The organism is Bacillus sp. CH140a_4T, from assembly GCF_008923725.1.
Classification (GTDB): Bacteria; Bacillota; Bacilli; order Bacillales; family Bacillaceae_G; genus Bacillus_A.
In genome coordinates, this window is the sequence record NZ_WBPF01000016.1 from 591,898 (window position 1) to 616,000 (window position 24,103).

Consider the following 24,103-nt stretch of genomic DNA (forward strand, 5'->3'; position numbering starts at 1 on the left):
CAGATTTTAATAAAGGGAGGAATAATCAATGAAGGATGAAACGAAAGTATTTCAATGGTTAAAAGAACAGAATGCTCCTTTTGGAATTCAACTGCAAATTTTACAAGCATTTCAACTGTATCAAGTCATTGTTGAAATGGATAAAAAGTTAATGATGTATGAGGAGAGAGAGTATAGGGAGAGAATGTAATCTCATCCCTGTAGTATTACTTTCAATTGTCCTGTACCCGCTAGGAATGCAAGTTCATTCTTTGTTTCAAAGCTATAAATAATATTATGTAGTAAAGGACTGTACTGATAAAAACTTGTGATGCGGTGAATGAGTAGTGGATCATCGTGTGAAATAAGCGTACTGTATTGTTCATATACAGATGTAGTAAATTCACGTCCGAAATCATAATATAGCCCAGCAAAATCAAAAGCAGGATCGCCAATTTGAGCATCACCAAAATCGATAATCCCTGAAATGTTTTTGTTCTGCTTATTAAATAAAATGTGATGATGTGTAAAATCAGCGTGAATAATTGTATTTTGAAAATTGGTTGTATCGATAAAAGTAAAGAAATTTTCGAATAAACGATTTAAAGATGATTTCTGTAACGAAGTAAGACTATTAGTAACATACTGATTTAACTTAGTTTGTAGCTCTTTCCAGTAGGTAAGTGTTTTTTCAACAGGGAATCCTAACGCTTTCACACGTTTTAAAGGAATACTATGTAGAGCCGCAAGGAAGGTGGCTAATTGTGTAATAAGTGCTTTCCGTTCTTGTTTTTCTAGTGTAGTAACTATTTCTGTTTTTAACGGTTCACCATGAATGAGAGTATAGTAACTGCAAAGTGGAATAGTATCAGTATCCTTTTTATAGAATAGGTGGTACTTTGGAACCTCAATTTCACGTAGTGAATAAGAGAGAAGTGTGCATAGTTCTTTTTCTAACGGAATGCGCATTGCATATTCCTGTTTTCTAGGGAAACGAAACAGTAGCTCATCATTTACGATAACCGCTACATTATCCCACCCTTCTTCATTTTGTCTATAGGAATGTATAGAAAGATTAGGCAAGGCTTCTTTTATATATTGATTGTAAGAGTCCATAATTGTTCCTCGTTTCTAAGTTAACTTATTCTAGTTTATGATATCAGAATTTTCTTTCTATATGTTAAAATATAACTATCATTATGAAGAGGGAGCGGGATTGTTATGAAGAAAAGGATACTAATTACTTCTTTATGTATCGCTTTTGGATTGTTTTGGGCATATAAAGAGGAGGTTTTTGCTAGTTATAAACCGATTAATCAGTACGAATTAAATAAGGGATTACAGAACAAAAGTATAGAAACTTTAACTCATAATGAAATGAAAAAGGTAGGAGAACATTTTGTGACAGAGCAACTATCAGTGTTTGAGTTTATTAATAAAGAAGCTGTGAAACGAAAAAGTGAAGAAATATTTTTAAATAGAGGATATGACCGATTAATAGAAAATTATTATCCAAATCGTTTTCGAGATTTAGAGTATAAATTTATAAACGAGGACATACGTGAAGTGACGGATGAAAGCTTTCTCTATCAAACTGTAGCGTACGTTGCGGGACTGAGAATGGTAAGAGAAGCGAAATGAAATTGAATTATGAAATAAAAATTGTAAAGGTTAATAATATATTTAAGGTGTTAGAACAAAAGCAGTATGTACAATAAAGTGAAACATAAATAGTACCACAAATAGCCGATAAAAAAATCCCCCAGTTCTTTGAGGGATTCTAAAGATTTTCATTTTGTTGACCAAATTCTTTTTGAGCAATATATAAATTTCCTTGCTCGACTTGTTTCTGCGTAAGAACAGAATCACCTGCATATCCTTTTTCTGTTTTTACAGTTCTTTTTGAACGATTGGAATCTTGTTTCTTCATATAATAAATCACCTTCCATCAAAAATAAACGAAAATGATAAGTACAAGTAATACAGCAGCAAAGATGGTAATACCCATTAAAAACGAAGTGTTTTTATATTTCGGTGGCTTATGTACATCTTGCCGATATCCAGGTGAAATTTCAGGGGCGAATTCTTCATTGAATGATTGCTTTTTTTCTTTTTCGTCCATATACATCCACCTTTCTTTTTCATTATGTTATACGTTCATAGAAAAAATATGCATAAAGAAAACCACCCTCTATCGCGAGCGGTGGTTTTCTGTTGTATATTGTCTTTGCACTTGAAAGAGACGGAAAAGAAGGAAAATGGCGCCAAATGCTAGACCGATAATAAGACCGATCCAGTATCCTTTTGCTGCCCAGTCCGTATACGTTGCTAATATGTAACCGAGAGGGAGACCGATTACCCAATAAGCGATTAATGTCATAATTAAGGCAACATTTACGTCTTTATAACCACGTAGAGCCCCTTGTACAGGCGTTGCAATTGCATCTGAAATTTGAAATAAAATCGCAAATATAAGAAATTCTTTTGCTAAATGATGGACTTGTACATCTGTCGTATAAATAGAAGCAATTTCATCATCAAAGAAGTAAAGAAGAATGGAATACAATAGGGCGAATGCAAGTGCTAAGCCAATCCCTATAAATCCATATTGTTTTGCGTTATTATATCGTTTTGCTCCAACTTCGAATCCAACAGCGATGGTCATTGCCATTGCTAAACTTAAAGGAGTCATATATAACAAGGAAGCGAAGTTCATAGCTGCTTGGTGGGCTGCAATTGTTGTCGTACTAAAATTACTCATCATAAGTGTTACCGCAGCGAAAATACTCGTTTCAAAAAAGATAGCAAATCCGATAGGGACGCCAAGTTTTAAGAATTCTTTCCAACTCGAAAGAGAAGGACGATATAATTGTTTAAAGATATGGAAAGATGCGAAAGGCTCTTTCGTACGAATAATTATAACGGTAATAATTAAAATGCACCAATAGGTTGCTGCAGAAGCAATTGCTGCCCCGACACCACCGAGTTTTGGAAAACCGAAATGACCGAAAATTAATACATAATTTAATACTACGTTAATTGGTAATGATAGTAATGTAATGATCATCGTTGTACGAGTTTTTCCTAATGCATCAATAAATCCGCGTAAAACAGTGTAAGTAAATAAAGGAATAATTCCAATTGCAATAATACTTAAAAACTGCGCTGCAATACGTTCCACAGGTTCTTCTAATCGCATGCCGTTTAAAATAGGCGAAACAGCGAAGAATCCGATAAGGATAACAACAAAACTAGCACAAATAGCTAAATATACTGCTTGTATAACAACGTGTGGAACATCTTCTTTTTTCTTAGATCCAACGAGTTGTGCAACAATTGGAGTAGTGGCCATCAAAATTCCTGTTAATCCCGTACTAACTGGAATCCATATACTTGTGCCAATCGCGACACCTGCTAAATCAATAGGGCTTGCATGTCCTGACATTGTCGTATCGAAAAAACTCATTGCAAATAATGACATTTGCGTAACGAAAATCGGGAAAAATAGTAATACAAATTGCTTTAATTTTTGTGAGAATGAATTAGTTTCTTTCATAAAATCCCCTTTCCGCTAAAAAAACAAACTCTTACTATCATACAATTTAATTAAAAAATAGAAAAGAAATACGCGTATACAATATGTACAAGCAATAAAAAAAAGATGCACTTTAAAAGGGGATAAGGTATTATGATAAGGTGTGAAAAATTACATATTCGTTATTAAGGAGGCACTACTCGTGGCTGATTGGTTAATTGGAATAATCATGGGTGCTGTTGAAGGTTTAACAGAGTTTTTACCAGTATCATCAACAGGACATATGATTTTAACAGGTCATTTACTTGGATTTAACGACGAGAGAGCGAAAGTTTTCGAAGTTGTTATTCAATTGGGATCGATTTTAGCAGTTGTCGTTATATTTTGGAAGCGTCTATGGTCTTTAGTAGGTGTAGGGAAAGTAACAGAAGGACCATCGTTAAATTTATTACATATTATTATCGGGATGATTCCTGCCGGCGTACTTGGTGTATTATTCCATAGTACGATTAAAGAAGTTTTATTTGGGCCAGGCCCAGTTGTCATCAGTTTAGTGGCTGGTGGTATTTTAATGATTGTTGCTGAGAAGTTTTCGAAACCAAGTACAGCAAGAACATTAGATGAAATCACATATAAGCAAGCTTTTACAATTGGAATGTTCCAATGTTTAGCGCTTTGGCCGGGATTTTCTCGTTCTGGTTCTACAATAAGTGGTGGTTTATTAGCTCGCGTGTCACATACAGCGGCGGCTGAATATACATTTATTTTAGCAGTACCAATGATGGTAGCTGCAAGTGGTTTAGATTTAATTAAAAGCTGGGATATATTAAGTACGGCTGATATCCCATTATTTGCAACAGGATTTATTACAGCATTCGTTGTTGCGATGCTTGCAATTGTTTCATTCTTAAAATTATTAGCTCGTGTAAAACTAACACCGTTCGCTTACTACCGTTTCATTTTAGCTGCGGTATTCTATTTCTTCTTCATTATGTAATAAAAAAACTGCCGAGTTCGGCAGTTTTTTTATTTTACTACTTTTTCCATCATACTTTCCATTACATGTTCCCAAAGAGAAGTATCATCAGCTAATGTGGCACGGAAATTAGCGTACATTTCTTTTTGTTTCTCTTCGAATGTTGGATCTTCTTTTTCAGGCAATGTAGCGCGCATTGAAGTTACTAATTCTTGTACTTTCGGAGCGCGTGGTCCCCAAACGGCTTGTTCATTTCCATCTTTATCAATGAAAATAAAAATTGGAATGGCACGTGCTGTTCCATTTGTTAAATATTGATCCATTAATTCTAAGTTTTCATCGCGAATTAATAATCTCATATCAATATTTGCAACTTCAGAAATTCGTTTCATAACAGGTACGCATAAAAGAGCGTCACCACACCAATCAGCTGTTAATACGATAACACGCCACTGATCATTTTGGCGTTCTTCTAATACAGGAAGTAATTCATTTGGAATTAAAAAGTTATTGTAAATGTGCAGTAGCTCGTATTGATTTACTTTCATTTCATTCACATATGTATCAAAGGACATACCTTTATCAGCCCATTGTTGTAAGTTCATAAGTAACACCTCTTTAGTATGATTTGTTTTCATTGTACCAATTTTTATATAGAAAAGCTTGTATTCTTACTCTTTCTTGTCACCTAATAATTGATTTAATAGGAAAAGGAATAGTACGACACATAATTCAGTAAGATTGGACAGTTGTACGCTCTCTATCCAATCATCGGCAGTATGAATGACGAACCAATCTAGTGTAATTTCAATGATTGCAAAAAGAGTAATAGCCAGCCAATTTGGCATGTTTTTTGTCATTGGATATAGTAACGCCTTGAGGAGACCGAAGATAAAGAATGTAATACCGTCTAAGAAAGTGATTAATAGAAAAAATAGAAGTAAAGCAGTGCGTGACCTATACTCTATACCTGTAATATGAAAGATTCCTACATATACAAAGAATATAAATACAAAAATTATAATGAGAAACAGAATAACAAAACCAATAATCAAAGTCTTATCTTTTAGATTAAGATTAGAAAACTTGTCTTCTTCCCCACTATCCCAACTCCTTTTTCTGGAAATTCAATTTTATTGTATCATGAAATATCTATTAAAAAACTACGAATTATGGGGAAATAAGGTGACAAAAAGTAAGATTTCATGTAAGATTATTAATAAGGTTTTTATTTAACTAAATGAAATAAAGGGGCTGTCAAAGTTGTCTCAAAATCGAGAGCAATTAATGGAAGAACTATCGACAAATGTTTTTGCTATGTTCCGCACGTTGCGTAATGATATTGGAAAGATATTTGGTGGTTACATACCGTGGAATGAGTTCATCGTCCTTAGAATATTGAATCGTACGAATAAAGAAATGGTATCACGTGTAGCCAATGAGTTAAATGTGTCGAATAGTCATATTACAGCTGTTACAGAAAAATTAATTAATAAAGGTTTTGTAACTCGTTCACGTTCTACGTCAGATCGCAGAGTTGTATATTTGGAGATTACAGAACAAGGAAAAGATTTAGTTGCGAAAATGGAAGGGGAGAAAAAGAAATATTTACAAGAAAGATTCTCCGCGCTTTCAGAAGAAGAAATGAATATAATGATATCTATTTCTAAAAAACTTATTTAAGTCATTATTAGTAAGAAAACGCTTACGCAAAAAAGGTGAAGACTTTCCTTATATGAGGAAGGTCTTCTTTCGTATGTAAAAGATTATAAAAAAGAAAATATGTAACATACTACTAGTAAAGAAAGGGGGCAGAAATATGACAAATCGTAATGGTAGTAAAGGGAGCGGAAATCAAGGCTCACCGAAATCAGGTCAATTTCAGCAAGAGTTTAGTTCTGAATTTGAGACTGGTAATGATAATAAAGGAAAAGAATATCGTTCGAAAAAAGGAAGTAAATCAAAAAAGGAGTGAAATAATTCACTCCTTTTTTGATTTAAGATGCTGCAGATTGATCCGTATTATATTTTTCTTCTGATTTTGCGACAATCATTGCGCAAATTGCATCACCAGAAATGTTTACAGCTGTTCGTGACATATCTAGAATGCGGTCAATACCGATAATTAAGGCAATACCTTCTACTGGTAGATTTACTTGATTTAAAACCATCGTCAGCATTACTAGTCCAACACCTGGTACACCGGCAGTACCGATACTAGCTAGTACAGCAGTTAATACGACGACAGCTAATTGGGACATAGTAAGATCAACTCCGTATACTTGAGCGATAAACACAGTTGCTACACCTTGCATAATGGCAGTACCATCCATATTAATCGTTGCACCTAGTGGTTGTACAAAAGAGCTAATCGCTTTTGGAACACCAAGTTTTTCTTGTGCGGTTTTCATTGCAAATGGAAGAGATGCATTAGAGCTAGATGTACTAAATCCAATTGCCATTACCGGTCCGAAATGTTTAAAGAAACGGACAATACTTTCTTTTGCTAATACCTTTAATAATCCGCCATAGACGAAGACGCCGTGAATAATAAGTACTAGCATAACGACAATCATATACTTGAACATCGCAGCGACGCCTGCAAGCCCCATTTTACCAACGGATGAAGCGAGCAATCCAAATGTTCCGATTGGAGCTAATTTCATAACGAGATTAACGAGATACATCATTAATTCGTTGCCCTGTTCAAGTAATGAATGGATACCTTGAACCCGTTTTCCTAAAATAGCTATACCGAGTCCGATTAATACGGCAAAGGCAATAATTTGTAACATGTTTCCATCAGCCATCGCTTTTGCTGGGTTATCTGGTACGATATTTAGCAATGTATCCACGAAAGATGTTTCGGTTTTTGCACCTTCATATTTAAGCCCTTCGGTTTTAAAATTACCACCAGATCCTGGTTGTATAATAAGTGCAAATGTAACTGCAATAGAGATGGCAACGGCTGTAGTTACAAGAAAGAATGAAATTGATTTTAAGCCAATTCTTCCAAGTTGCTTCGGGTCCCCAAGCCCAGCAGCTCCAAGTACGATAGAAATGAATACAACAGGAACAACTAGCATTTTAATGAGGCGAATAAACAATTGACCAAGTGGATTGAACACATATTGATTTAATGGTTCAAAAATGGATGGTGCAGCTAAATTTAAAGTGAGTCCGACAACTAAACCGAGAAATAATGCAATTAAGATTGCTTTTGTTTGTTTCAATAAAACCCCCCCTTATTTTTGTGAAATTGCTTTCTACATTAATTGTACCGAAAAACTACTTGTTTTGACAGTATTTTCTGAATATTTTGTATAAAAATTTGTATTTAAATATAGATTGCTTTTGCTAAAGTAAGCAAAAAAAGTTAAATAATCTATTTATAAAACAAAATAGACCATCGCATAGGATGGTCTAGGGAAGGGGACAATTTATGTCAATTTAATTAGGGATGGAAGTTGTTCAAGACACTGGGGAATGTCTTATAAATTAGGGAGGAACAACTTCGATACATATACTATAAAAGATAGATGTGACCTTGGTGTGAACATAGAGTGAAAGAGAGAGGGAGTTTTAAATAAGAGGTAGAGTAAACAAAAAATAAGACCATCACATAAGAGATGGTCAAAGGAAGGGGACAATTTATGTCAATTTAATTAGGGATGGAAGTTGTTCAAGACACTGGGGAATGTCTTATAAATTAGGGAGGAACAACTTCGATACATATACTATAAAAGATGGATGTGACCCCTATGTGAACATAGAGTGAAAGAGAGAGGAAGTTTTAAATAAATGGTAGAGTAAACAAAAAATAAGACCATCACAAATGATGGCCAAAGGAAGGGGACAATTTATGTCAATTTAATTAGGGATGGAAAGCTGTTCAAGACACTGGGGAATGTCTTATAAATTAGGGAGGAACAGCTCCGGTACATATACTATAAAAGGTGGATGTACCGGAGCTGTGAACATAGAGTGAAAGAGAGAGGAAGTTTTAAATAAATGGTAGAGTAAACAAAAAATAAGACCATCGCAAATGATGGTCAAAGGAAGGGGACAATTTATGTCAATTTAATTAGGGATGGAAAGCTGTTCAAGACACTGGGGAATGTCTTATAAATTAGGGAGGAACAGCTCCGATACATATACTATAAAAGGTGGATGTGACCCTCATGTGAACATAGAGTGAAAGATATGAGAATTTGAGAAACAATACATATAAAATGATTATTACAAGAGTTGTAGAGTAAGAAGAAATGTAATAGAAGGTGCCTTGTCATAAATGAAATGAAGTTCGAGTATAAATAAAAGTTGAAAACTAGGAAAAAAAGGATTATGCTCAACTATATTATAAGAATATAAGGTTTATCGCGCTGTTTAAGGTTTCTTATAAGCTTTTATTTATAAGGGGAAAAGGGAGTTAGTGAAATGGAAGTAACAAAAAGACAAGGGCTGTATAATCGTTTTATACGATTAAATCCACCACAAATATTAGCATTAGGTTTTTTCTGCTTAATTGTGGTAGGCGGTTTGTTATTAAAGTTACCATTTGCAACGAAAGTACATATTAGTTGGATAGATGCTTTCTTTACGGCAACGTCAGCAGCAACTGTAACGGGATTGGGAGTAGTAGATACTGCAAGTACGTTTACGATGTTTGGCGAAATTGTAATTATGTTTTTAATTCAAACAGGCGGTCTAGGTCTTATGACAATTGCCATTTTAATTGTTTGGGTATTAGGCAAAAAAATCGGGTTACGCCATCGCTTATTAATTGGAGAGGCATTTAATCAGACAAATATAGGTGGTCTCGTAAAATTAGTAAAACGTGTCTTTATATTTTCAATTTGTATTGAGCTTATTGGGGTCATCTTTTTATCATTTCGCTTTATTCCAGAGTTTGGCTTTGGAAAAGGTGTATACTATAGTATTTTTCACGTTATTGCTTCTTATAATAATGCTGGATTTGCTCTATGGCCGGATAATTTAACAAGGTATGTAGGAGATCCTATTATTAATATTGGGATTTGTTCTTTAATTGTAATAGGTGGCCTCGGTTTTACTGTATTAATTGATATATGGTATAGCCGTAGTTTTCGAAAATTATCACTTCATTCCAAAATCATGATTGTTGGAACAATAGTGCTAAATGTGATAGCGATGATTGTGATTTTTGTATTGGAATATAATAATGTGAAGACGTTAGGGAATTTACCTTTAAATGAAAAGTTATGGGCTTCTTTCTTCCAAGGTATTACTCCTCGTACTGCTGGATTTAATACAGTTGACTATGGGGGAATGGAAGAATCATCTATATTATTTACGATGGTTTTAATGTTTATTGGTGCAGGAAGTGTATCAACAGGTGGAGGGATTAAATTAACAACGTTTGTTATTTTAGTTACATCTGTCCTTTCTTTCTTTAGAAAGAAAGAGGAAATCGTATTATTTCAGCGCACAATAAAAATGTCGACAGTAACGAGGGCGTTAGCGATTGCTGTTGCCAGTCAAATACTCATTTTTGCAGCTGTATTTGTATTAATGCTTACAGAAAACTTCAGTTTTATTCAGTTACTATTTGAAACAATTTCAGCGTTCGGTACAGTAGGGTTAACGATGGGGATTACTGCAAAGTTATCAGCGTTTGGAAAATGTATTATTATGTTTGTTATGTTTTGCGGATTAATTGGTCCGTTAACACTTGTCTTTTCTTTAGCGCGACCAGCAAAACAAAAAATTAAATATCCATCGGAAGATGTATTTACAGGATAAGGTATCCCGCATAAGCGAGATACCTTTTTCTTTTTAAAAAAGGGAGAACAATAATCCGATAAGCGCTACTCGGAATAAAATTGCAATGAGTGCTGCAATTCCGCCGACGATCGCAGCGATACCACCAGTTACAGTAGCTCCGCGATTATAAGCGTAAATACCTAGTAATACAGAAACAAGACCAAACAATGTTGGGAAGGTAAAGAGTGATAAGATAGATAAGGCAAGAGCGATAAAGCCAGCAGTTGATCCAGCGGCGGACGATCTTACATCACCTGTATGATCCTTCTCATCGTAATCATAATCAATGCGCTGTGGTGCAACTTCAGCTGCATACTCTTCTTTATAGTCACTATAATCACTATCTATTCTATCTCTTTTTTTATACTCATCAAATTTCTCAGTCAAAGTCATGACTCCTTTCATAACAAGGTTCAATAGTAGTATGTATCTCTTTTTCCTTTTTATCCGAGTATGTACAGGGAGTAATATCCATTTAAAAGGTGGAAATTGTTTTTTTGAAATAGGAAAAGTTAGTATGACTTCCTCTATTTTGGAAAGTATAAAAAAGAATAATGAGGAAAGGGTGCAATACATAATGGAACATCCAATTGAAAGTTTAATGAAAACAGCAATGACAAATTTAAAAGAGATGGTAGATGTAAATACAATTGTGGGCAGCCCAGTTTCAACAGCTGACGGAAATGTAGTATTAACAGTATCACAAGTGGCTTTCGGTTTTGGAGCTGGCGGAAGTGACTTTAAAGGTGATTTTATTTCTGAAAAACATAATAACGGACAAGGGCAGCATAAAGAGCACAAGCAAAGTCATCCATTTGGAGGCGGGAGCGGGGCTGGAGTTTCTATTAGCCCAGTTGCTTTTTTAGTAGTTGGTTCTAACGGTGTGCAAGTGTTGCACCTCAATAGTAGTACGCATTTAATTGAGAAGGCTTTAAATACTGTACCAAGCACTGTAGATAAATTTGTAAATAATCGTCAAAAGTGAACTTGCATTTTTTAGGAATTATGATATATTAGAAAAAGTGCGCTTTAGGATGATCGGAATAAATGAACTTTAAATATATATGATGTGTGGAATAAGGGAGAGGAATTTATGATTAATATCAAAAACTTAGTCGTTGGCTTATGTATGTTAGTAAGCGGCTTTGTTGTATATGTAATAAAAGAAAAGGCTCCATTCTAAAACAGACAAACCGTTACTGTCTGTTTTTAATTTGTAAAAAAAGTTGACAAGTTATTGTATTGGTGTTAAAATTTTAATTCGTGTCTCGGTTACAGCTAGTGTAAAGTAAATAGATCTTATGAATATAATACGAAAAGTTTGCAAAAGATCGGGTAATCTTACCAACAACTTTTGTGAACAAACCCTATAAATTGTATTTGTAAGCTTTATATGTATACTAGTGAATCAAGGAGCGGTCAGTGGAACCGTAATGATGAGAGAGAGGTAGGGCTTTCATCCAGTATATATGTTACTTTCCCGTTAGGTGAATATAAAAAAGAGGACTCCTTTTCAAAAGGGGTCCTCTTTCTTTTTTTAGTACGGCTCTCAACTTGCTCACAAATTTCATCCGTTGTTAAACCATGAGTTGTAATTACAGCTCTCTTAATGGATGCATCTGCAATACCCATCATATTGGAATCTTGCCCAGTTACAACACAACAATCGCACCCTTGTGCATTCTGTTCGGAGTTAAGGGTAACAACTTCATGTCCTTGTTGCTGAACATCTGTTAATGAGTTTTCAACGCCGATTCTAGCCATAATTCGCATCTTCTACCATCTAGTTGCTAGTATGCTCTAGTACATCGCATATATTTACGCAAAGACGGTAGGAAGCATATATTTATCCTGCTATTTACGGGTAGCTTGATTAAAGTATCACTTTATTTAGTCGTTATATACACCAGTAAGCATTTGACTTACGAATTGATCGTTTAAAGTATCTTGGGCAGAAGAAGTATTTGAATGAATGTCGATGGAAGCAATAAAATTATTATGTTCTTTATTATTTGGTTCTACTTCTACATAATTATCGAATTTACAAAAACCTTTCGTATCCATTAGATCAAATAGTTGAAGCATTTCTACTACCTCTTGTCTCGTTCCTTTAATTTGTACACACGCCATATTGATTTCCTCCTTCATTTTGACAAATTGTTTTTTAAAAATAGGATTATGATTGCGAGATGAAAAATATGAATGTTATTTTTAGACAGCGTTATTTTTATTATTTTCCCCCTTTTTCAGCAAAAGTCGTTATATATTCCTGAATTTATAAAAACGGACGTCCGTTTATTGAATACAATAGATTCGTATCAATTGATGAAAATCCTTCTTTTAAACAAATATTTTTTTTAGTGAAAATTGGCGAAAAAAAATTTTGACTTTTTGTAAACGTTAACAATGCTGTTAAATCAATATAATCAAAGATGTACGTACGATTAAAAATTATAAATTTTCAAAAAATTCACTTGATTTATTTAGAAAGGAGAGTAAACTAGGAAACAATAAAAAATTCATAGAACATAGGAGGCGCTTTCCAGTGAACGAGCAATGGATTTTCTTAAATGGAGAATTTGTTCCAAAAGACGAGGCAAAAGTTTCAGTATATGATCATGGTTATTTATATGGCGATGGAGTATTTGAAGGAATTAGAGTATATAGCGGTAATGTTTTCCGTTTGAGAGAGCATCTTGTCCGGTTATATGAATCAGCAAAATCCATCATGTTAGAAATTCCATATTCTTTAGATGAAGTAACGAATATTGTTGTTGAGACGATTCGACAAAATAAATTATCTAATGGATACATTCGCCTTGTTGTATCGAGAGGAGCAGGAAATCTTGGATTAGATCCTGATTCTTGTAAGAAACCGAATGTAGTAGTAATTGCAGAACAACTATCTTTATTCCCTCAAGAATATTATGAAAAGGGGATTCCGGTGGTAACAGTTGCAACGCGCCGAAACCGTCCAGATGTTTTGTCGCCTCAAGTAAAATCATTAAATTACTTAAACAATATTTTAGTTCGTATTGAAGCGAAATTAGCTGGAGTACAAGAAGCACTTATGTTAAATGATCAAGGATACGTAGCTGAAGGCTCAGGAGATAACGTGTTTATTGTAAAAGGAAATAAATTAATTACACCCCCAAGTTCTGCTGGAGCGTTAGAAGGTATTACACGAAACGCTATTTTAGAAATCGGTGAAAAACTTGGATATGACGTTAGAGAAGAGTTATTTACAAGACATGATGTATATGTAGCTGATGAAGTATTTTTAACAGGAACGGCTGCTGAAGTAATTGCTGTTACGACAGTAGATGGTAGAACGATTGGTTTAGGGCAAACAGGTCCACATACGAATCGTTTATTAGAAGAATTCCGAAAGTTAGTTATAGAAGATGGAGAGAAGATTTATGAAGAAAATAAAGTTGGATAACAACTTTTTATAACATAAGAAAGCGTTGAGAGGGAGGAGTAGTTGATTGTGAAGCCTCACAGAGAGTCGGTGGTTGCTGAAAACCGATGGTTCACGTCGACGAACATCGCCCTTGAGTGCTAAGCTGAAGCGTTTGTCTAGGCTTAGACGGTAGCTCCGTTATTAGCTAGACTCATTTATGGGTCACTGAGGCAAGAGTATTCTTGCAAAGAAGGGTGGTACCGCGAAATCTTTCGTCCCTTCAGCACATAGCTGGAGTGTGGACGTAGGATTTTTTTTATTGATAAAAGTTTTCAAAAAGGGGGCTTATAAGAACAATGTCTTCAAAAACGGAAGAGAAACTGGCAACTGGTGCACAGCTATTGTTAGAAGCGCTAGAAAAGGAAGGAGTAGAGGTGATTTTTGGTTATCCTGGTGGTGCTGTTTTACCTCTTTATGATGCACTCTATGACTGTGAAATTCCGCATATTTTAACAAGGCATGAGCAAGGAGCTATTCACGCCGCTGAAGGGTATGCCAGAATTACTGGTAATCCAGGGGTTGTCATTGCAACGAGTGGACCAGGTGCTACAAATGTTATTACGGGTCTAGCAGATGCGATGATTGATTCATTACCACTTGTTGTATTTACAGGGCAAGTAGCAACAACGTTAATTGGAAGTGATGCTTTCCAAGAAGCGGATATTATGGGCCTTACGATGCCGGTGACAAAACATAACTATCAAGTGCGAAAGGCTTCAGATTTACCTCGAATTATTAAAGAAGCATTTCATATTGCTAGAACAGGAAGACCAGGCCCAGTCGTTATTGACCTTCCGAAAGATATGGTAGTAGAGCAAGGAGAACGATGTAATGACGTACAAATGGATTTACCAGGATACAACCCTAATTATGAACCGAATCTACTCCAAATAAACAAATTATTACAAGCAATTGAGACTTCAAAAAAACCGTTAATTTTAGCTGGAGCAGGTGTATTGCATGCGAAAGCTTCGAAAGAATTAACAAGTTTTGCTCGTAAATATGAAATTCCTGTTGTGCATACATTACTTGGTCTTGGTGGTTTTCCGCCGGATGATGAGCTTTTTCTAGGGATGGGAGGGATGCATGGTTCTTACACAGCTAATATGGCGTTATATGAATGCGACTTACTTATTAATATAGGTGCAAGATTCGATGATCGCCTTACTGGAAATTTAGCTTATTTTGCTAAAGAGGCGACTGTTGCGCATATCGATATTGATCCGGCGGAAATCGGAAAAAATGTACCGACTGAAATTCCTATTGTTGCAAGTGCTAAGCGAGCGCTAGAAGTATTACTTCAACCAGAAGGAAGGAAAGAAAATCATCATAAGTGGCTCTCTTTATTAAAGAGTAGAAAAGAAAAGTATCCACTATCTTATAAACGAAATTCAGAAAGTATTAAGCCTCAATATGCAATTGATATGTTATATGAAATTACGAAAGGAGAAGCGATTGTAACAACAGATGTTGGGCAACATCAAATGTGGGCAGCCCAATATTATCCGCTGAAAAACCCAGATAAATGGGTAACTTCAGGAGGATTAGGGACGATGGGATTCGGATTTCCAGCAGCAATTGGTGCACAAATTGCAAAGCCTGAAGAACTAGTTATTGCAATTGTCGGTGACGCTGGATTTCAAATGACCTTGCAAGAATTAAGTGTGTTAAAAGAACACTCTTTACCTGTTAAAGTATTTATTTTAAATAATGAAGCTTTAGGAATGGTAAGACAATGGCAAGATGAATTTTATAACAAAAGATATTCGCACTCTTTACTATCGTGTCAACCAGATTTCGTTGCTCTTGCGAATGCATATGGCATAAAAGGAGTGCGCATAGATGATCCACTTCTTGCAAAGAAGCAAATACAGCAGGCGATTAAATTACAAGAACCAGTCGTAATTGATTGCCGTGTACTTCAATCAGAAAAGGTAATGCCGATGGTTGCACCAGGGAAAGGTGTTCACCAAATGGAGGGAGTGGAAAAAAGGTGAAGAGAATTGTTACAGCGACAGTTCGAAATCAAAGTGGTGTGTTAAACCGAATTACAGGTGTTATGACACGAAGACATTTTAATATTGAAAGTATTTCAGTAGGTCATACAGAATCATCAGATATATCGCGGATGACGATTGTTGTACACGTTGAAAATGAACAGCAAGTGGAGCAGTTAATTAAACAACTTCATAAGCAAATTGATGTTCTGAAAGTATCAGATATTACAGAAGAAGCGATGATCGCAAGAGAACTTGCACTTATTAAAGTCGCAACATCAGTAGCAAGAGCAGAATTATATAGTTTAATTGAACCGTTTCGAGCCGCTGTAATAGATGTTGGGAAGGATTCCATAGTTGTGCAAGTAACTGGTACGCAGGAGAAAGTAGAAGCATTAATTGAATTACTTCGTCCGTACGGTTTGAAAGAAATTGCTAGAACAGGTGTAACAGCATTTACGCGTAGTATGAAAAAACAAGATAAGCAAGTTATGTTAATTCAATAATCATTTAAATATAGGGGGAAATGAAAATGGCAAAAGTTTATTATGAGAAAGATGTAATGGTAAATGTATTAAAAGAAAAGAAAGTAGCAATCATTGGATACGGATCGCAAGGTCATGCGCATGCGCAAAACTTACGTGATAACGGATTTGATGTAGTAGTAGGTTTAAGAAAAGGGAAGTCTTGGGATAAGGCGAAAGAAGATGGATTTTCTGTATATACAGTAGCAGAAGCAGCGGGAAAAGCTGATGTAGTAATGATTTTACTACCGGATGAACTGCAGCCAGAAGTATATGAAGCGGAAATTAAGCCGAATTTACAGGCAGGAAATTCTCTCGTTTTTGCACACGGATTTAATGTTCACTTTGATCAAGTGAAACCACCAGCAAATGTAGATGTATTTCTAGTAGCACCAAAAGGACCAGGGCATCTCGTACGTCGTACGTTTGCTGAAGGAGGAGCTGTTCCTGCATTATTTGCAGTATATCAAGATGCAACAGGAGTTGCGACTGAAAAGGCACTTTCTTATGCTGATGGAATTGGAGCTACGAGAGCTGGTGTACTAGAAACGACATTTAAAGAAGAAACGGAAACAGATTTATTTGGGGAGCAAGCTGTGCTTTGCGGCGGAGTAACTGCGCTAGTAAAAGCTGGATTTGAAACGTTAGTTGATGCCGGATATCAGCCGGAACTTGCATATTTTGAATGTTTACATGAACTAAAACTAATCGTTGACCTTATGTATGAAGGCGGACTTGAAAATATGAGATATTCAGTTTCAGATACAGCGCAGTGGGGCGACTTCGTATCAGGACCACGCGTTGTAACGGAAGATACGAAGAAAGCGATGGGTGCAGTGCTAGCAGAAATTCAAGATGGTACATTTGCAAGAGGCTGGATTGCAGAGCATAAAGCAGGAAAACCAAATTTCCATGCGACAAATGAGAAAGAGAATGAACATGAAATCGAAGTAGTTGGACGTAAATTACGTGAAATGATGCCTTTCGTACAGCCGCGAGTAAAGGCAGGGGTCAAATAATATGAAGCAGATTTTGTTCATGGATACGACGCTACGTGATGGCGAACAATCACCAGGAGTGAATTTAAATGAACAAGAGAAATTGCAAATTGCAAGGCAATTAGAGAGACTAGGTATTAATGTCATGGAAGCTGGTTTTGCAGCAGCTTCCGAAGGGGATTTTCAATCGGTAAAACGCATCGCAAATACGATTCAAAATGCTACAGTTATGAGTTTAGCTAGAGCGAAAGAAAGTGATATTCGAAGAGCATATGAAGCGGTGAAAGGTGCCGTATCTCCTCGTCTACACGTATTCTTAGCTACAAGTGATATTCATATGAAATATAAACTTTGTATGTCAAAAGAAGATGTATTAGATAGTATTCACCGCTCGGTTACACTCGGGAAATCATTATTTCCGACAGTACAATTTTCTGCAGAAGATGCGACAAGAACAGCAAGAGATTTTTTAGCTGAAGCAGTAGAAGTTGCGATTCGTGCAGGAGCGAATGTAATTAATATTCCAGATACAGTTGGATATACGAATCCAGAAGAATATTATTCTCTTTTTAAATACTTACAAGAATCCGTTCCTTCATATGAAAAAGCAATTTTCTCTTGTCATTGTCACGATGATCTTGGGATGGCAGTGGCAAATTCATTAGCTGCGGTTGAAGGCGGAGCGTTGCAAGTAGAAGGAACAATGAATGGAATTGGAGAAAGAGCAGGGAATGCGGCGCTAGAAGAGGTCGCAGTTGCTCTTCATATTAGAAAAGATTTCTATAAAGCAGAATCTTCTATGACGCTAAAAGAAATTAAAGCGACAAGTACATTAGTAAGCAGATTAACAGGGATGGTTGTACCGAAAAATAAAGCGATCGTTGGAGCGAATGCGTTCGCTCATGAATCAGGAATTCATCAAGACGGTGTTCTAAAAGAAGTGACAACATATGAAATTATTGAACCAGAGCTAGTAGGCGAATCTCAAAACCTATTTGTACTTGGAAAACATTCTGGCCGTCACGCGTTTACAGAAAAAATGAAAGAGCTTGGCTATGAATTTACAAAGGAAGAACGAGATGCGGTGTTTGAAGCGTTTAAAAAATTAGCTGATCGTAAGAAGGAGATTACGGAGGAAGATTTACGTGCACTTATGCTTGGGGAAGCAGCATTTGCGGCTCAGCAATATAACATTACGCAACTGCAAGTACATTTCGTATCAAATAGTACACAATGCGCGACAGTTGTACTAAAAGACGAGGAAGGAAATGTATACGAAGATGCAGCTACTGGTTCTGGTAGTATTGAGGCGATCTATAATGCAATCCAAAGAATTTTAGGATTAGAATGTGAATTGGCGGATTACCGCATACAATCTATTACACAAGGTCAAGACGCACTGGCTCATGTTCATGTTGAATTAAAAGAAGGAACGCATCAAGTATCAGGTTTTGGTGTTGCGCAAGACGTATTGGAAGCGTCGGCAAGAGCATATGTCCATGCAGCAGGAAAATTAAAATCTCTTATAGCGCTTGTGAAATAAGTTTTTGATGGGTGAGGGAGAAGCTTCCTTACCTATCAAATTAAAGTTCTGAAAATTCAGTTAAAGGAGTGTTGAAATTGGAAAAACGTATCGTTTGTTTAGCTGGTGATGGTGTTGGCCCAGAAATTATGGAAAGTGCGAAGGAAGTATTGCATATGGTAGAAAGGTTATATGGACATCATTTTTACTTGCAAGATGAGTACTTTGGCGGGAGTGCTATCGATTTAAATGGGCAACCATTACCACAACGAACGCTTGCCGCTTGTTTAGCAAGTGATGCGGTTTTACTGGGAGCGGTTGGTGGACCAAGGTGGGATGCTGCGAAAGAAAGACCGGAGAAAGGATTATTAGCTCTAAGAAAAGGACTTGGTGTATTTGCAAATGTTCGCCCTGTAACGGTAGAAAGCGCAACGGCACATTTATCGCCATTAAAAAACGCTGATGAAATTGATTTCGTTGTCGTTCGTGAATTAACAGGTGGAATTTATTTTTCTTATCCGAAAGAACGAACGGACGAAGTAGCAACAGATACACTTACGTATCATCGTCATGAAATTGAACGGATTGTTTCTTATGCCTTTCAACTAGCGAGTAAGCGGAAGAAAAAAGTAACATCTATTGATAAGGCGAATGTTTTAGAGTCTAGTAAACTATGGAGAACTGTTACGGAAGAAGTAGCACTTCGTTATCCAGACGTTGAACTAGAACATATTTTAGTAGATGCCGCTGCTATGGAGTTAATTCGGAATCCAGGAAGGTTTGATGTAATTGTAACGGAAAATTTATTTGGGGATATTTTGAGCGACGAAGCTTCCGTATTAGCTGGATCATTAGGAATGCTTCCATCAGCAAGTCACGCGGAAAAGGGACCTTCATTATACGAGCCTATTCACGGATCAGCACCGGATATTGCCGGGAAAAATAAGGCGAATCCAATTGCAATGATGCGCTCTGTTGCAATGATGCTTGGGCAATCATTTGAATTAACGAGAGAAGGGAATGCAATTGAATCTGCGATATCTGCAGTTCTTAAATTAGGAAAATGTACAGCAGATATTGGAGGAGATGAGACGACAACTTCATTTACGAAGGCAGTTATACAAGAGATGGAAGAGCAAGCGTTAGTGGGGAGAGGGAGATAATGGGAAAAAGGCTGCTAGATAAACTTTGGGAAAGACACGTAGTTACGACAAACGAAAATGGATTAGATTTATTATATATCGATCTTCATCTTGTTCATGAAGTAACGTCACCGCAAGCCTTTGAAGGCTTGCGGCTTACAAATCGAACGGTTCGCAGACCTGATTTAACATTCGCAACGATGGATCACAATATTCCAACAAAAGATGTTTGGAATATTACCGATCGCATTGCGAAGCAACAACTAGATACACTTCGGGAAAATTGTAAACAATTTCAGGTGCCGTTAGCTGATATCGGGGATGAAGAACAAGGAATCGTTCATGTTATCGGACCAGAACTTGGGCTCACGCAGCCAGGGAAAACAATTGTTTGTGGTGATAGTCATACAGCCACACATGGTGCGTTTGGCGCACTAGCATTTGGTATTGGTACAAGTGAAGTGGAACATGTATTGGCAACGCAAACGTTATGGCAAAGAAAACCGAAAGCAATGGGTATTGAGTTAAAAGGGAAATTACAGAAAGGTGTTTACGCAAAAGATATTATTTTGCATCTCCTTTCAAAGTACGGTGTAGCAGTTGGAACTGGATACGTAATGGAATTTTACGGAGAGACGATTGGGTCTATGGAGATGGAAGAGAGAATGACGCTTTGTAATATGGCAATTGAAGGGGGAGCGAAGGCTGGTATTATAGCACCAGATGAAAAAACATTTGCTTATGTAAAGGGGCGTAAATATGCACCGAAAGACTATGAAACTTTCGAGAAAAAATGGTCTGAACTTTATACAGATGCAGATGCAATGTATGATTTACATATTTTGATAGATGTGACGGATTTAGCACCGTACGTTACGTGGGGGACAAACCCAAGTATGGGTGTTCGTATTGATGAAAAGTTGCCGGAAAAGCATGATGCAAATGATGAAAGAGCATTTTCTTATATGGGATTAAGCCCTGGACAAAGTACGTATGACATTCCAGTTCAGCATGTTTTTATTGGATCTTGTACAAATTCCAGGCTTTCTGATTTAGAAATTGCTGCATCTGTTGTGAAAGGGAGAAAGGTAAAAGAAGGTGTGCGAGCACTCGTTGTGCCGGGATCGAAAAGAGTAAGAGAAGCAGCGATGCAAAAAGGACTACATCGCATATTTGAAGAAGCTGGATTTGAATGGAGAGAACCTGGATGTTCCATGTGTCTTGGAATGAATCCAGATCAAGTACCTGAAGGAGAACATTGTGCCTCCACTTCAAATCGAAATTTTGAAGGAAGACAAGGAAAAGGGGCACGAACACATTTAGTTAGCCCAGCAATGGCAGCAGCAGCTGCGTTATATGGTCATTTTGTTGATACTAGAAAGGAGAGTTATGATGGAGCCATTTCGTATTCATAAAGGTACTGCCGCAGTACTGATGAATGATAATATTGATACAGATCAAATTATTCCGAAGCAATATTTAAAGAGAATTGAAAGGACGGGATTTGGAAAATATTTATTTGATGAGTGGCGGTATGATAATAACCGCCATGAAAGCCCTAATTTTCCGCTTAATGCACAAGATAGAAAAGGAGCAAGTATATTAATTACAGGTGATAATTTTGGTTGCGGTTCTTCAAGAGAACATGCTCCTTGGGCGCTTGCTGATTATGGTTTTCGCGTTATTATCGCTGGCGGGTTTGCAGATATTTTTTATATGAATTGTATGAAAAATGGTATGTTACCAATTGTAATGGATAAAGAAATGGGAGAACAACTTGCCAAAACGGATGCGAGAGAACAAATAGAAGTAGATTTAGAGAATGAAGTCATTACAACGAGTACACACAGGTTTCATTTTACAATCGAGAAAATGTGGAAAGAGAAATTATTAAATGGTCTAGATGAAATTAGTATTACGATGCAATATGAACAAGAAATTGTAGAATATGAAAGGAAAGTAGCTTTATATTAAGAAATAACGGAATCTTCAAAATGTATTTACATTCAGAATTAAGTATTATATACTATGTAAAAATCAGAGGAGAAAGGGAGTAAGTATTATGAAAACAATACAATCTATTAAAATGCTTACACAAATACATCATCATACATAAAGCCCTTGCACCTAGCGTGAAAACGTGTAGGCACAAGGGTTATTCCCGTTGTACCTACACTCTACTAAAGAGCCTTGTAGGTATTTTGTCTACAAGGCTCTTTTTATTTTCGGTTTAGGTGAATGAAATAGGCATACATTAGAAAGGGAAAGGTGTGAGAATTTAGATGACAAAATGGAAACGGGCAAATCCAAATGGAGCGAGAGACTATTTATTCGAAGAATGTACGTTAATTGAAGAAGTGGAGCAAAAATTAAGACGTACTTTTTTAGAGCGAGGTTATGAGGAAATAAGGACACCTACAATTGAATTTTATGATGTTTTTGCCTTTCAAAATAGACCGATAGATGAAGAAAAGATGTATAAATTTTTTGATGAAAAGGGACGGATTATCGTCTTGCGTCCAGATATGACAATTCCTTTAGCGAGAGTAATGGGAACGCAGCGGTGGGATACGCCGCTAAAACTGACGTATGGTGGGAATGTATTTCGGGCGAATGAGTCCCTTACTGGAAAATATAATGAAATTGTACAAAGTGGTATTGAAATTATTGGGATTGATAATGTAAGAGCTGAAATTGAATGCGTAATAAGCGTCATTCAATCACTTCAAAAAGTGAAGGTGCAATCTTTTACAATAGAGATTGGGCAAGTGCAGTTATATAAATGTATTGTCAAAAAGCTCTCCATTCATGAGGAAGAAGAGAGAGTACTTAGGACATACATTGAAAGTAAAAATTATGCTGCTCTATCAAATTTTATTAGAGAAAAGAAATTAGATCGATGTGATGAAACAGTAAGATTACTTGAGAAATTACCAAGGCTATTTGGGAATTTAGAAGTGATTGAGGAAGCAGAAAAACTCGCCTCAAGTAATGAAATGAAAATGGCTATTGCAAGAGTGAAAGAGATATATGAAGCAATTGAAAAACTAGGCTATGGATCTTACATATCAATTGATTTAGGTATGATCCAACATTTAGATTACTATACGGGAGTTATTTTCAAGGGATATATATATGAAATTGGAGAAGAAATTGTTAGTGGCGGAAGATATGATGAGTTAATTGGAAATTTTGGAGAGATGCTGCCGGCTGTTGGACTCGCGGTACAAGTCAATCAAATTGTGAAGGCACTGCAAGAGCAGCAAGAACCATATGAACGAAAGAGAATAGATATTATCGTTCATTATGAGTTAAATAGATTAGCAGAAGCGGAAAGGTTACGAAATTTACTTCAAAAGGACGGGAAAAAAGTAGAGCTATCCTTATTCTCTAATGTAACCGACACTTTTCAATTTGCAAGAAAAAATCAAATCGTAACGGTCGTTGAGGCAAAGAATGAATCATTAGTGGAATATGTGTGGAAAGAGAAATGGGTAGTCCAGAAAGAAGGAGAAACTTCATGCGTAACATTCAAATTGCGTTAACGAAAGGAAGATTAGAGAAGCATGTGATTCCGCTCTTTGAACAGATTGGAATTGATTGTTCAGAGCTCAAAAATAAGGGACGAAAGCTTGTCTTTCAAAGTAAAAATACAGATGTTTCATTTATTTTAGTGAAAGCAGTAGATGTTGCTACTTATGTAGAACATGGAGTAGCTGATATTGGGGTCGTTGGAAAAGATGTTTTAATGGAAAACGAAAAAGATATTTATGAAATGTTGGATTTAGGAGTAGGCGTGTGTAAGTTTTGTGTTGCTTCTATTCCTACTTATAACGCGAAGAGCTACGGGAAGAAACGTATTGCGACGAAATATCCACATATTACTTCTAACTATTTTCATGATAAAGGAGAGGATGTAGAAATTATAAAAATAGAAGGTTCTGTAGAAATTGCTCCTATTCTTGGATTGGCAGATGCGATTGTTGATATTGTTGAAACAGGAAAAACATTACAAGAAAATGGGCTCGTTGTATTTGAAGAAATGTGTTCTATATCCGCTCGAATGATTGTAAATAAGGCTGCATTAAAAACTAAAAAAGACGAAATATTCGGTATTATAAATATGATGGAGCAAGAAATTTTGTCAGGAAAATAGGGGGACTTG

The 24,103-nt window shown here is 36.2% G+C and carries 26 protein-coding genes, 3 pseudogenes and 1 other annotated feature; of the genes and pseudogenes, 19 read left to right on the plus strand and 10 right to left on the minus strand.

Annotated features, from left to right (window positions below; all coding sequences use genetic code 11):
- The first annotated feature begins 28 nt into the window (after positions 1-28).
- Positions 29-190, plus strand: coding sequence for a hypothetical protein (locus F8162_RS28785; protein WP_016088745.1), 162 nt, complete (start codon positions 29-31; stop codon positions 188-190).
- Positions 191-192: 2 nt separating this feature from the next.
- On the opposite strand, the gene F8162_RS18605 is transcribed toward F8162_RS28785, so the two are convergent.
- Entirely contained in the window at positions 193-1,095 is a 903-nt protein-coding gene (locus tag F8162_RS18605) for an aminoglycoside phosphotransferase family protein (RefSeq protein WP_151631155.1), read from the minus strand.
- A gap of 105 nt (positions 1,096-1,200) precedes the next feature.
- Between F8162_RS18605 and F8162_RS18610 the strand changes: the two are divergent.
- Positions 1,201-1,697 (plus strand): annotated as a pseudogene (locus F8162_RS18610) (biotin transporter BioY).
- Positions 1,698-1,759: 62 nt separating this feature from the next.
- Here the strand turns inward: F8162_RS18610 and F8162_RS28790 are convergent.
- The 3 genes from F8162_RS28790 to F8162_RS18620 all read right to left on the minus strand — a co-directional run bounded on the left by F8162_RS28790 (position 1,760) and on the right by F8162_RS18620 (position 3,535).
- Entirely contained in the window at positions 1,760-1,909 is a 150-nt protein-coding gene (locus F8162_RS28790; RefSeq protein ID WP_192797637.1) for a hypothetical protein, read from the minus strand.
- Between the two features lie 18 nt (positions 1,910-1,927).
- Complete coding sequence (locus F8162_RS18615; protein ID WP_000343562.1) at positions 1,928-2,101, minus strand: hypothetical protein; 174 nt, start codon at positions 2,099-2,101, stop codon at positions 1,928-1,930.
- A 69-nt stretch (positions 2,102-2,170) separates the two neighbouring features.
- A complete protein-coding gene (locus F8162_RS18620) occupies positions 2,171-3,535 on the minus strand; it encodes an MATE family efflux transporter (RefSeq protein ID WP_151631154.1) in 1,365 nt (454 codons plus the stop codon).
- Positions 3,536-3,716: 181 nt separating this feature from the next.
- Here F8162_RS18620 and uppP point away from each other — a divergent pair, with 181 nt between their 5' ends.
- Entirely contained in the window at positions 3,717-4,511 is a 795-nt protein-coding gene (gene uppP / locus F8162_RS18625; protein ID WP_151631153.1) for a bacitracin resistance undecaprenyl-diphosphatase, read from the plus strand.
- 29 nt (positions 4,512-4,540) lie between these two features.
- Here uppP and F8162_RS18630 read toward each other — a convergent pair whose 3' ends face one another.
- Positions 4,541-5,128, minus strand: coding sequence for a thioredoxin family protein (locus F8162_RS18630; protein WP_097816720.1), 588 nt, complete (start codon positions 5,126-5,128; stop codon positions 4,541-4,543).
- A 33-nt stretch (positions 5,129-5,161) separates the two neighbouring features.
- The gene (locus F8162_RS18635; protein WP_151631152.1) at positions 5,162-5,617 is read right to left on the minus strand and encodes a regulatory YrvL family protein; all 456 of its coding nucleotides are present in this window, start codon (positions 5,615-5,617) and stop codon (positions 5,162-5,164) included.
- A 136-nt stretch (positions 5,618-5,753) separates the two neighbouring features.
- Here F8162_RS18635 and F8162_RS18640 point away from each other — a divergent pair, with 136 nt between their 5' ends.
- Both F8162_RS18640 and F8162_RS18645 read left to right on the plus strand, forming a co-directional pair.
- Positions 5,754-6,173 carry a MarR family winged helix-turn-helix transcriptional regulator gene (locus F8162_RS18640; protein ID WP_000081442.1) on the plus strand — a complete coding sequence of 140 codons (420 nt, stop codon included), beginning with the start codon at positions 5,754-5,756 and terminating at the stop codon, positions 6,171-6,173.
- A gap of 136 nt (positions 6,174-6,309) precedes the next feature.
- Complete coding sequence (locus F8162_RS18645; protein WP_042982698.1) at positions 6,310-6,465, plus strand: hypothetical protein; 156 nt, start codon at positions 6,310-6,312, stop codon at positions 6,463-6,465.
- Positions 6,466-6,487: 22 nt separating this feature from the next.
- On the opposite strand, the gene F8162_RS18650 is transcribed toward F8162_RS18645, so the two are convergent.
- A complete protein-coding gene (locus F8162_RS18650) occupies positions 6,488-7,723 on the minus strand; it encodes a dicarboxylate/amino acid:cation symporter (protein WP_098111732.1) in 1,236 nt (411 codons plus the stop codon).
- A 1,204-nt stretch (positions 7,724-8,927) separates the two neighbouring features.
- Here F8162_RS18650 and F8162_RS18655 point away from each other — a divergent pair.
- Complete coding sequence (locus F8162_RS18655; RefSeq protein ID WP_151631151.1) at positions 8,928-10,271, plus strand: TrkH family potassium uptake protein; 1,344 nt, start codon at positions 8,928-8,930, stop codon at positions 10,269-10,271.
- A gap of 33 nt (positions 10,272-10,304) precedes the next feature.
- Here the strand turns inward: F8162_RS18655 and F8162_RS18660 are convergent, their stop codons facing one another.
- Positions 10,305-10,697, minus strand: a complete 393-nt coding sequence (locus F8162_RS18660) for an imidazole glycerol phosphate synthase (RefSeq protein ID WP_151631774.1) — start codon at positions 10,695-10,697, stop codon at positions 10,305-10,307.
- 112 nt (positions 10,698-10,809) lie between these two features.
- On the opposite strand from F8162_RS18660, the gene ytfJ reads away from it, so the two are divergent.
- Positions 10,810-11,277, plus strand: coding sequence for a GerW family sporulation protein (ytfJ, locus tag F8162_RS18665; RefSeq protein ID WP_151631150.1), 468 nt, complete (start codon positions 10,810-10,812; stop codon positions 11,275-11,277).
- 108 nt (positions 11,278-11,385) lie between these two features.
- Positions 11,386-11,475, plus strand: coding sequence for a hypothetical protein (locus tag F8162_RS18670; protein ID WP_000608225.1), 90 nt, complete (start codon positions 11,386-11,388; stop codon positions 11,473-11,475).
- A 356-nt stretch (positions 11,476-11,831) separates the two neighbouring features.
- On the opposite strand, the pseudogene F8162_RS18675 reads toward F8162_RS18670, so the two are convergent.
- A pseudogene (locus F8162_RS18675) lies at positions 11,832-12,056 on the minus strand (YkuS family protein); the annotation flags it as partial.
- Between the two features lie 126 nt (positions 12,057-12,182).
- On the minus strand, positions 12,183-12,422 hold the full coding sequence (locus tag F8162_RS18680) for a DUF3911 family protein (RefSeq protein WP_000752504.1): 240 nt from the start codon (positions 12,420-12,422) through the stop codon (positions 12,183-12,185).
- 59 nt (positions 12,423-12,481) lie between these two features.
- On the opposite strand from F8162_RS18680, the pseudogene F8162_RS29345 reads away from it, so the two are divergent.
- From F8162_RS29345 to hisG, 11 genes and pseudogenes are all read left to right on the plus strand, one after another.
- A pseudogene (locus F8162_RS29345) lies at positions 12,482-12,679 on the plus strand (hypothetical protein).
- A 158-nt stretch (positions 12,680-12,837) separates the two neighbouring features.
- Complete coding sequence (ilvE, locus tag F8162_RS18690; RefSeq protein ID WP_001005497.1) at positions 12,838-13,734, plus strand: branched-chain-amino-acid transaminase; 897 nt, start codon at positions 12,838-12,840, stop codon at positions 13,732-13,734.
- Between the two features lie 16 nt (positions 13,735-13,750).
- Positions 13,751-13,978: a binding site (T-box leader), on the plus strand.
- A 73-nt stretch (positions 13,979-14,051) separates the two neighbouring features.
- Positions 14,052-15,752: an acetolactate synthase large subunit gene (ilvB, locus tag F8162_RS18695; protein ID WP_144613797.1), complete on the plus strand. Its 1,701-nt coding sequence runs from the start codon at positions 14,052-14,054 to the stop codon at positions 15,750-15,752.
- Positions 15,749-16,258, plus strand: coding sequence for an acetolactate synthase small subunit (gene ilvN / locus F8162_RS18700; protein ID WP_000822948.1), 510 nt, complete (start codon positions 15,749-15,751; stop codon positions 16,256-16,258). Before ilvB ends, ilvN begins: the two co-directional genes overlap by 4 nt.
- A 26-nt stretch (positions 16,259-16,284) precedes the next feature.
- Positions 16,285-17,295 carry a ketol-acid reductoisomerase gene (gene ilvC, locus F8162_RS18705; RefSeq protein WP_151631149.1) on the plus strand — a complete coding sequence of 337 codons (1,011 nt, stop codon included), beginning with the start codon at positions 16,285-16,287 and terminating at the stop codon, positions 17,293-17,295.
- A gap of 1 nt (position 17,296) precedes the next feature.
- Positions 17,297-18,817, plus strand: coding sequence for a 2-isopropylmalate synthase (leuA, locus tag F8162_RS18710; RefSeq protein ID WP_151631148.1), 1,521 nt, complete (start codon positions 17,297-17,299; stop codon positions 18,815-18,817).
- Between the two features lie 77 nt (positions 18,818-18,894).
- Positions 18,895-19,959: a 3-isopropylmalate dehydrogenase gene (gene leuB, locus F8162_RS18715; RefSeq protein WP_151631147.1), complete on the plus strand. Its 1,065-nt coding sequence runs from the start codon at positions 18,895-18,897 to the stop codon at positions 19,957-19,959.
- Positions 19,959-21,353, plus strand: coding sequence for a 3-isopropylmalate dehydratase large subunit (gene leuC / locus F8162_RS18720; protein WP_151631146.1), 1,395 nt, complete (start codon positions 19,959-19,961; stop codon positions 21,351-21,353). The genes leuB and leuC overlap by 1 nt, the downstream gene beginning before the upstream one ends.
- Positions 21,331-21,912 (plus strand): 3-isopropylmalate dehydratase small subunit, encoded by a 582-nt coding sequence (gene leuD / locus F8162_RS18725; protein ID WP_151631145.1) that lies wholly within the window; start codon positions 21,331-21,333, stop codon positions 21,910-21,912. Before leuC ends, leuD begins: the two co-directional genes overlap by 23 nt.
- Before the next feature lie 308 nt (positions 21,913-22,220).
- A complete protein-coding gene (gene hisZ, locus F8162_RS18730; RefSeq protein WP_151631144.1) occupies positions 22,221-23,483 on the plus strand; it encodes an ATP phosphoribosyltransferase regulatory subunit in 1,263 nt (420 codons plus the stop codon).
- Positions 23,459-24,094: an ATP phosphoribosyltransferase gene (hisG, locus tag F8162_RS18735; RefSeq protein ID WP_151631143.1), complete on the plus strand. Its 636-nt coding sequence runs from the start codon at positions 23,459-23,461 to the stop codon at positions 24,092-24,094. Before hisZ ends, hisG begins: the two co-directional genes overlap by 25 nt.
- The last annotated feature ends 9 nt before the right edge of the window (positions 24,095-24,103 follow it).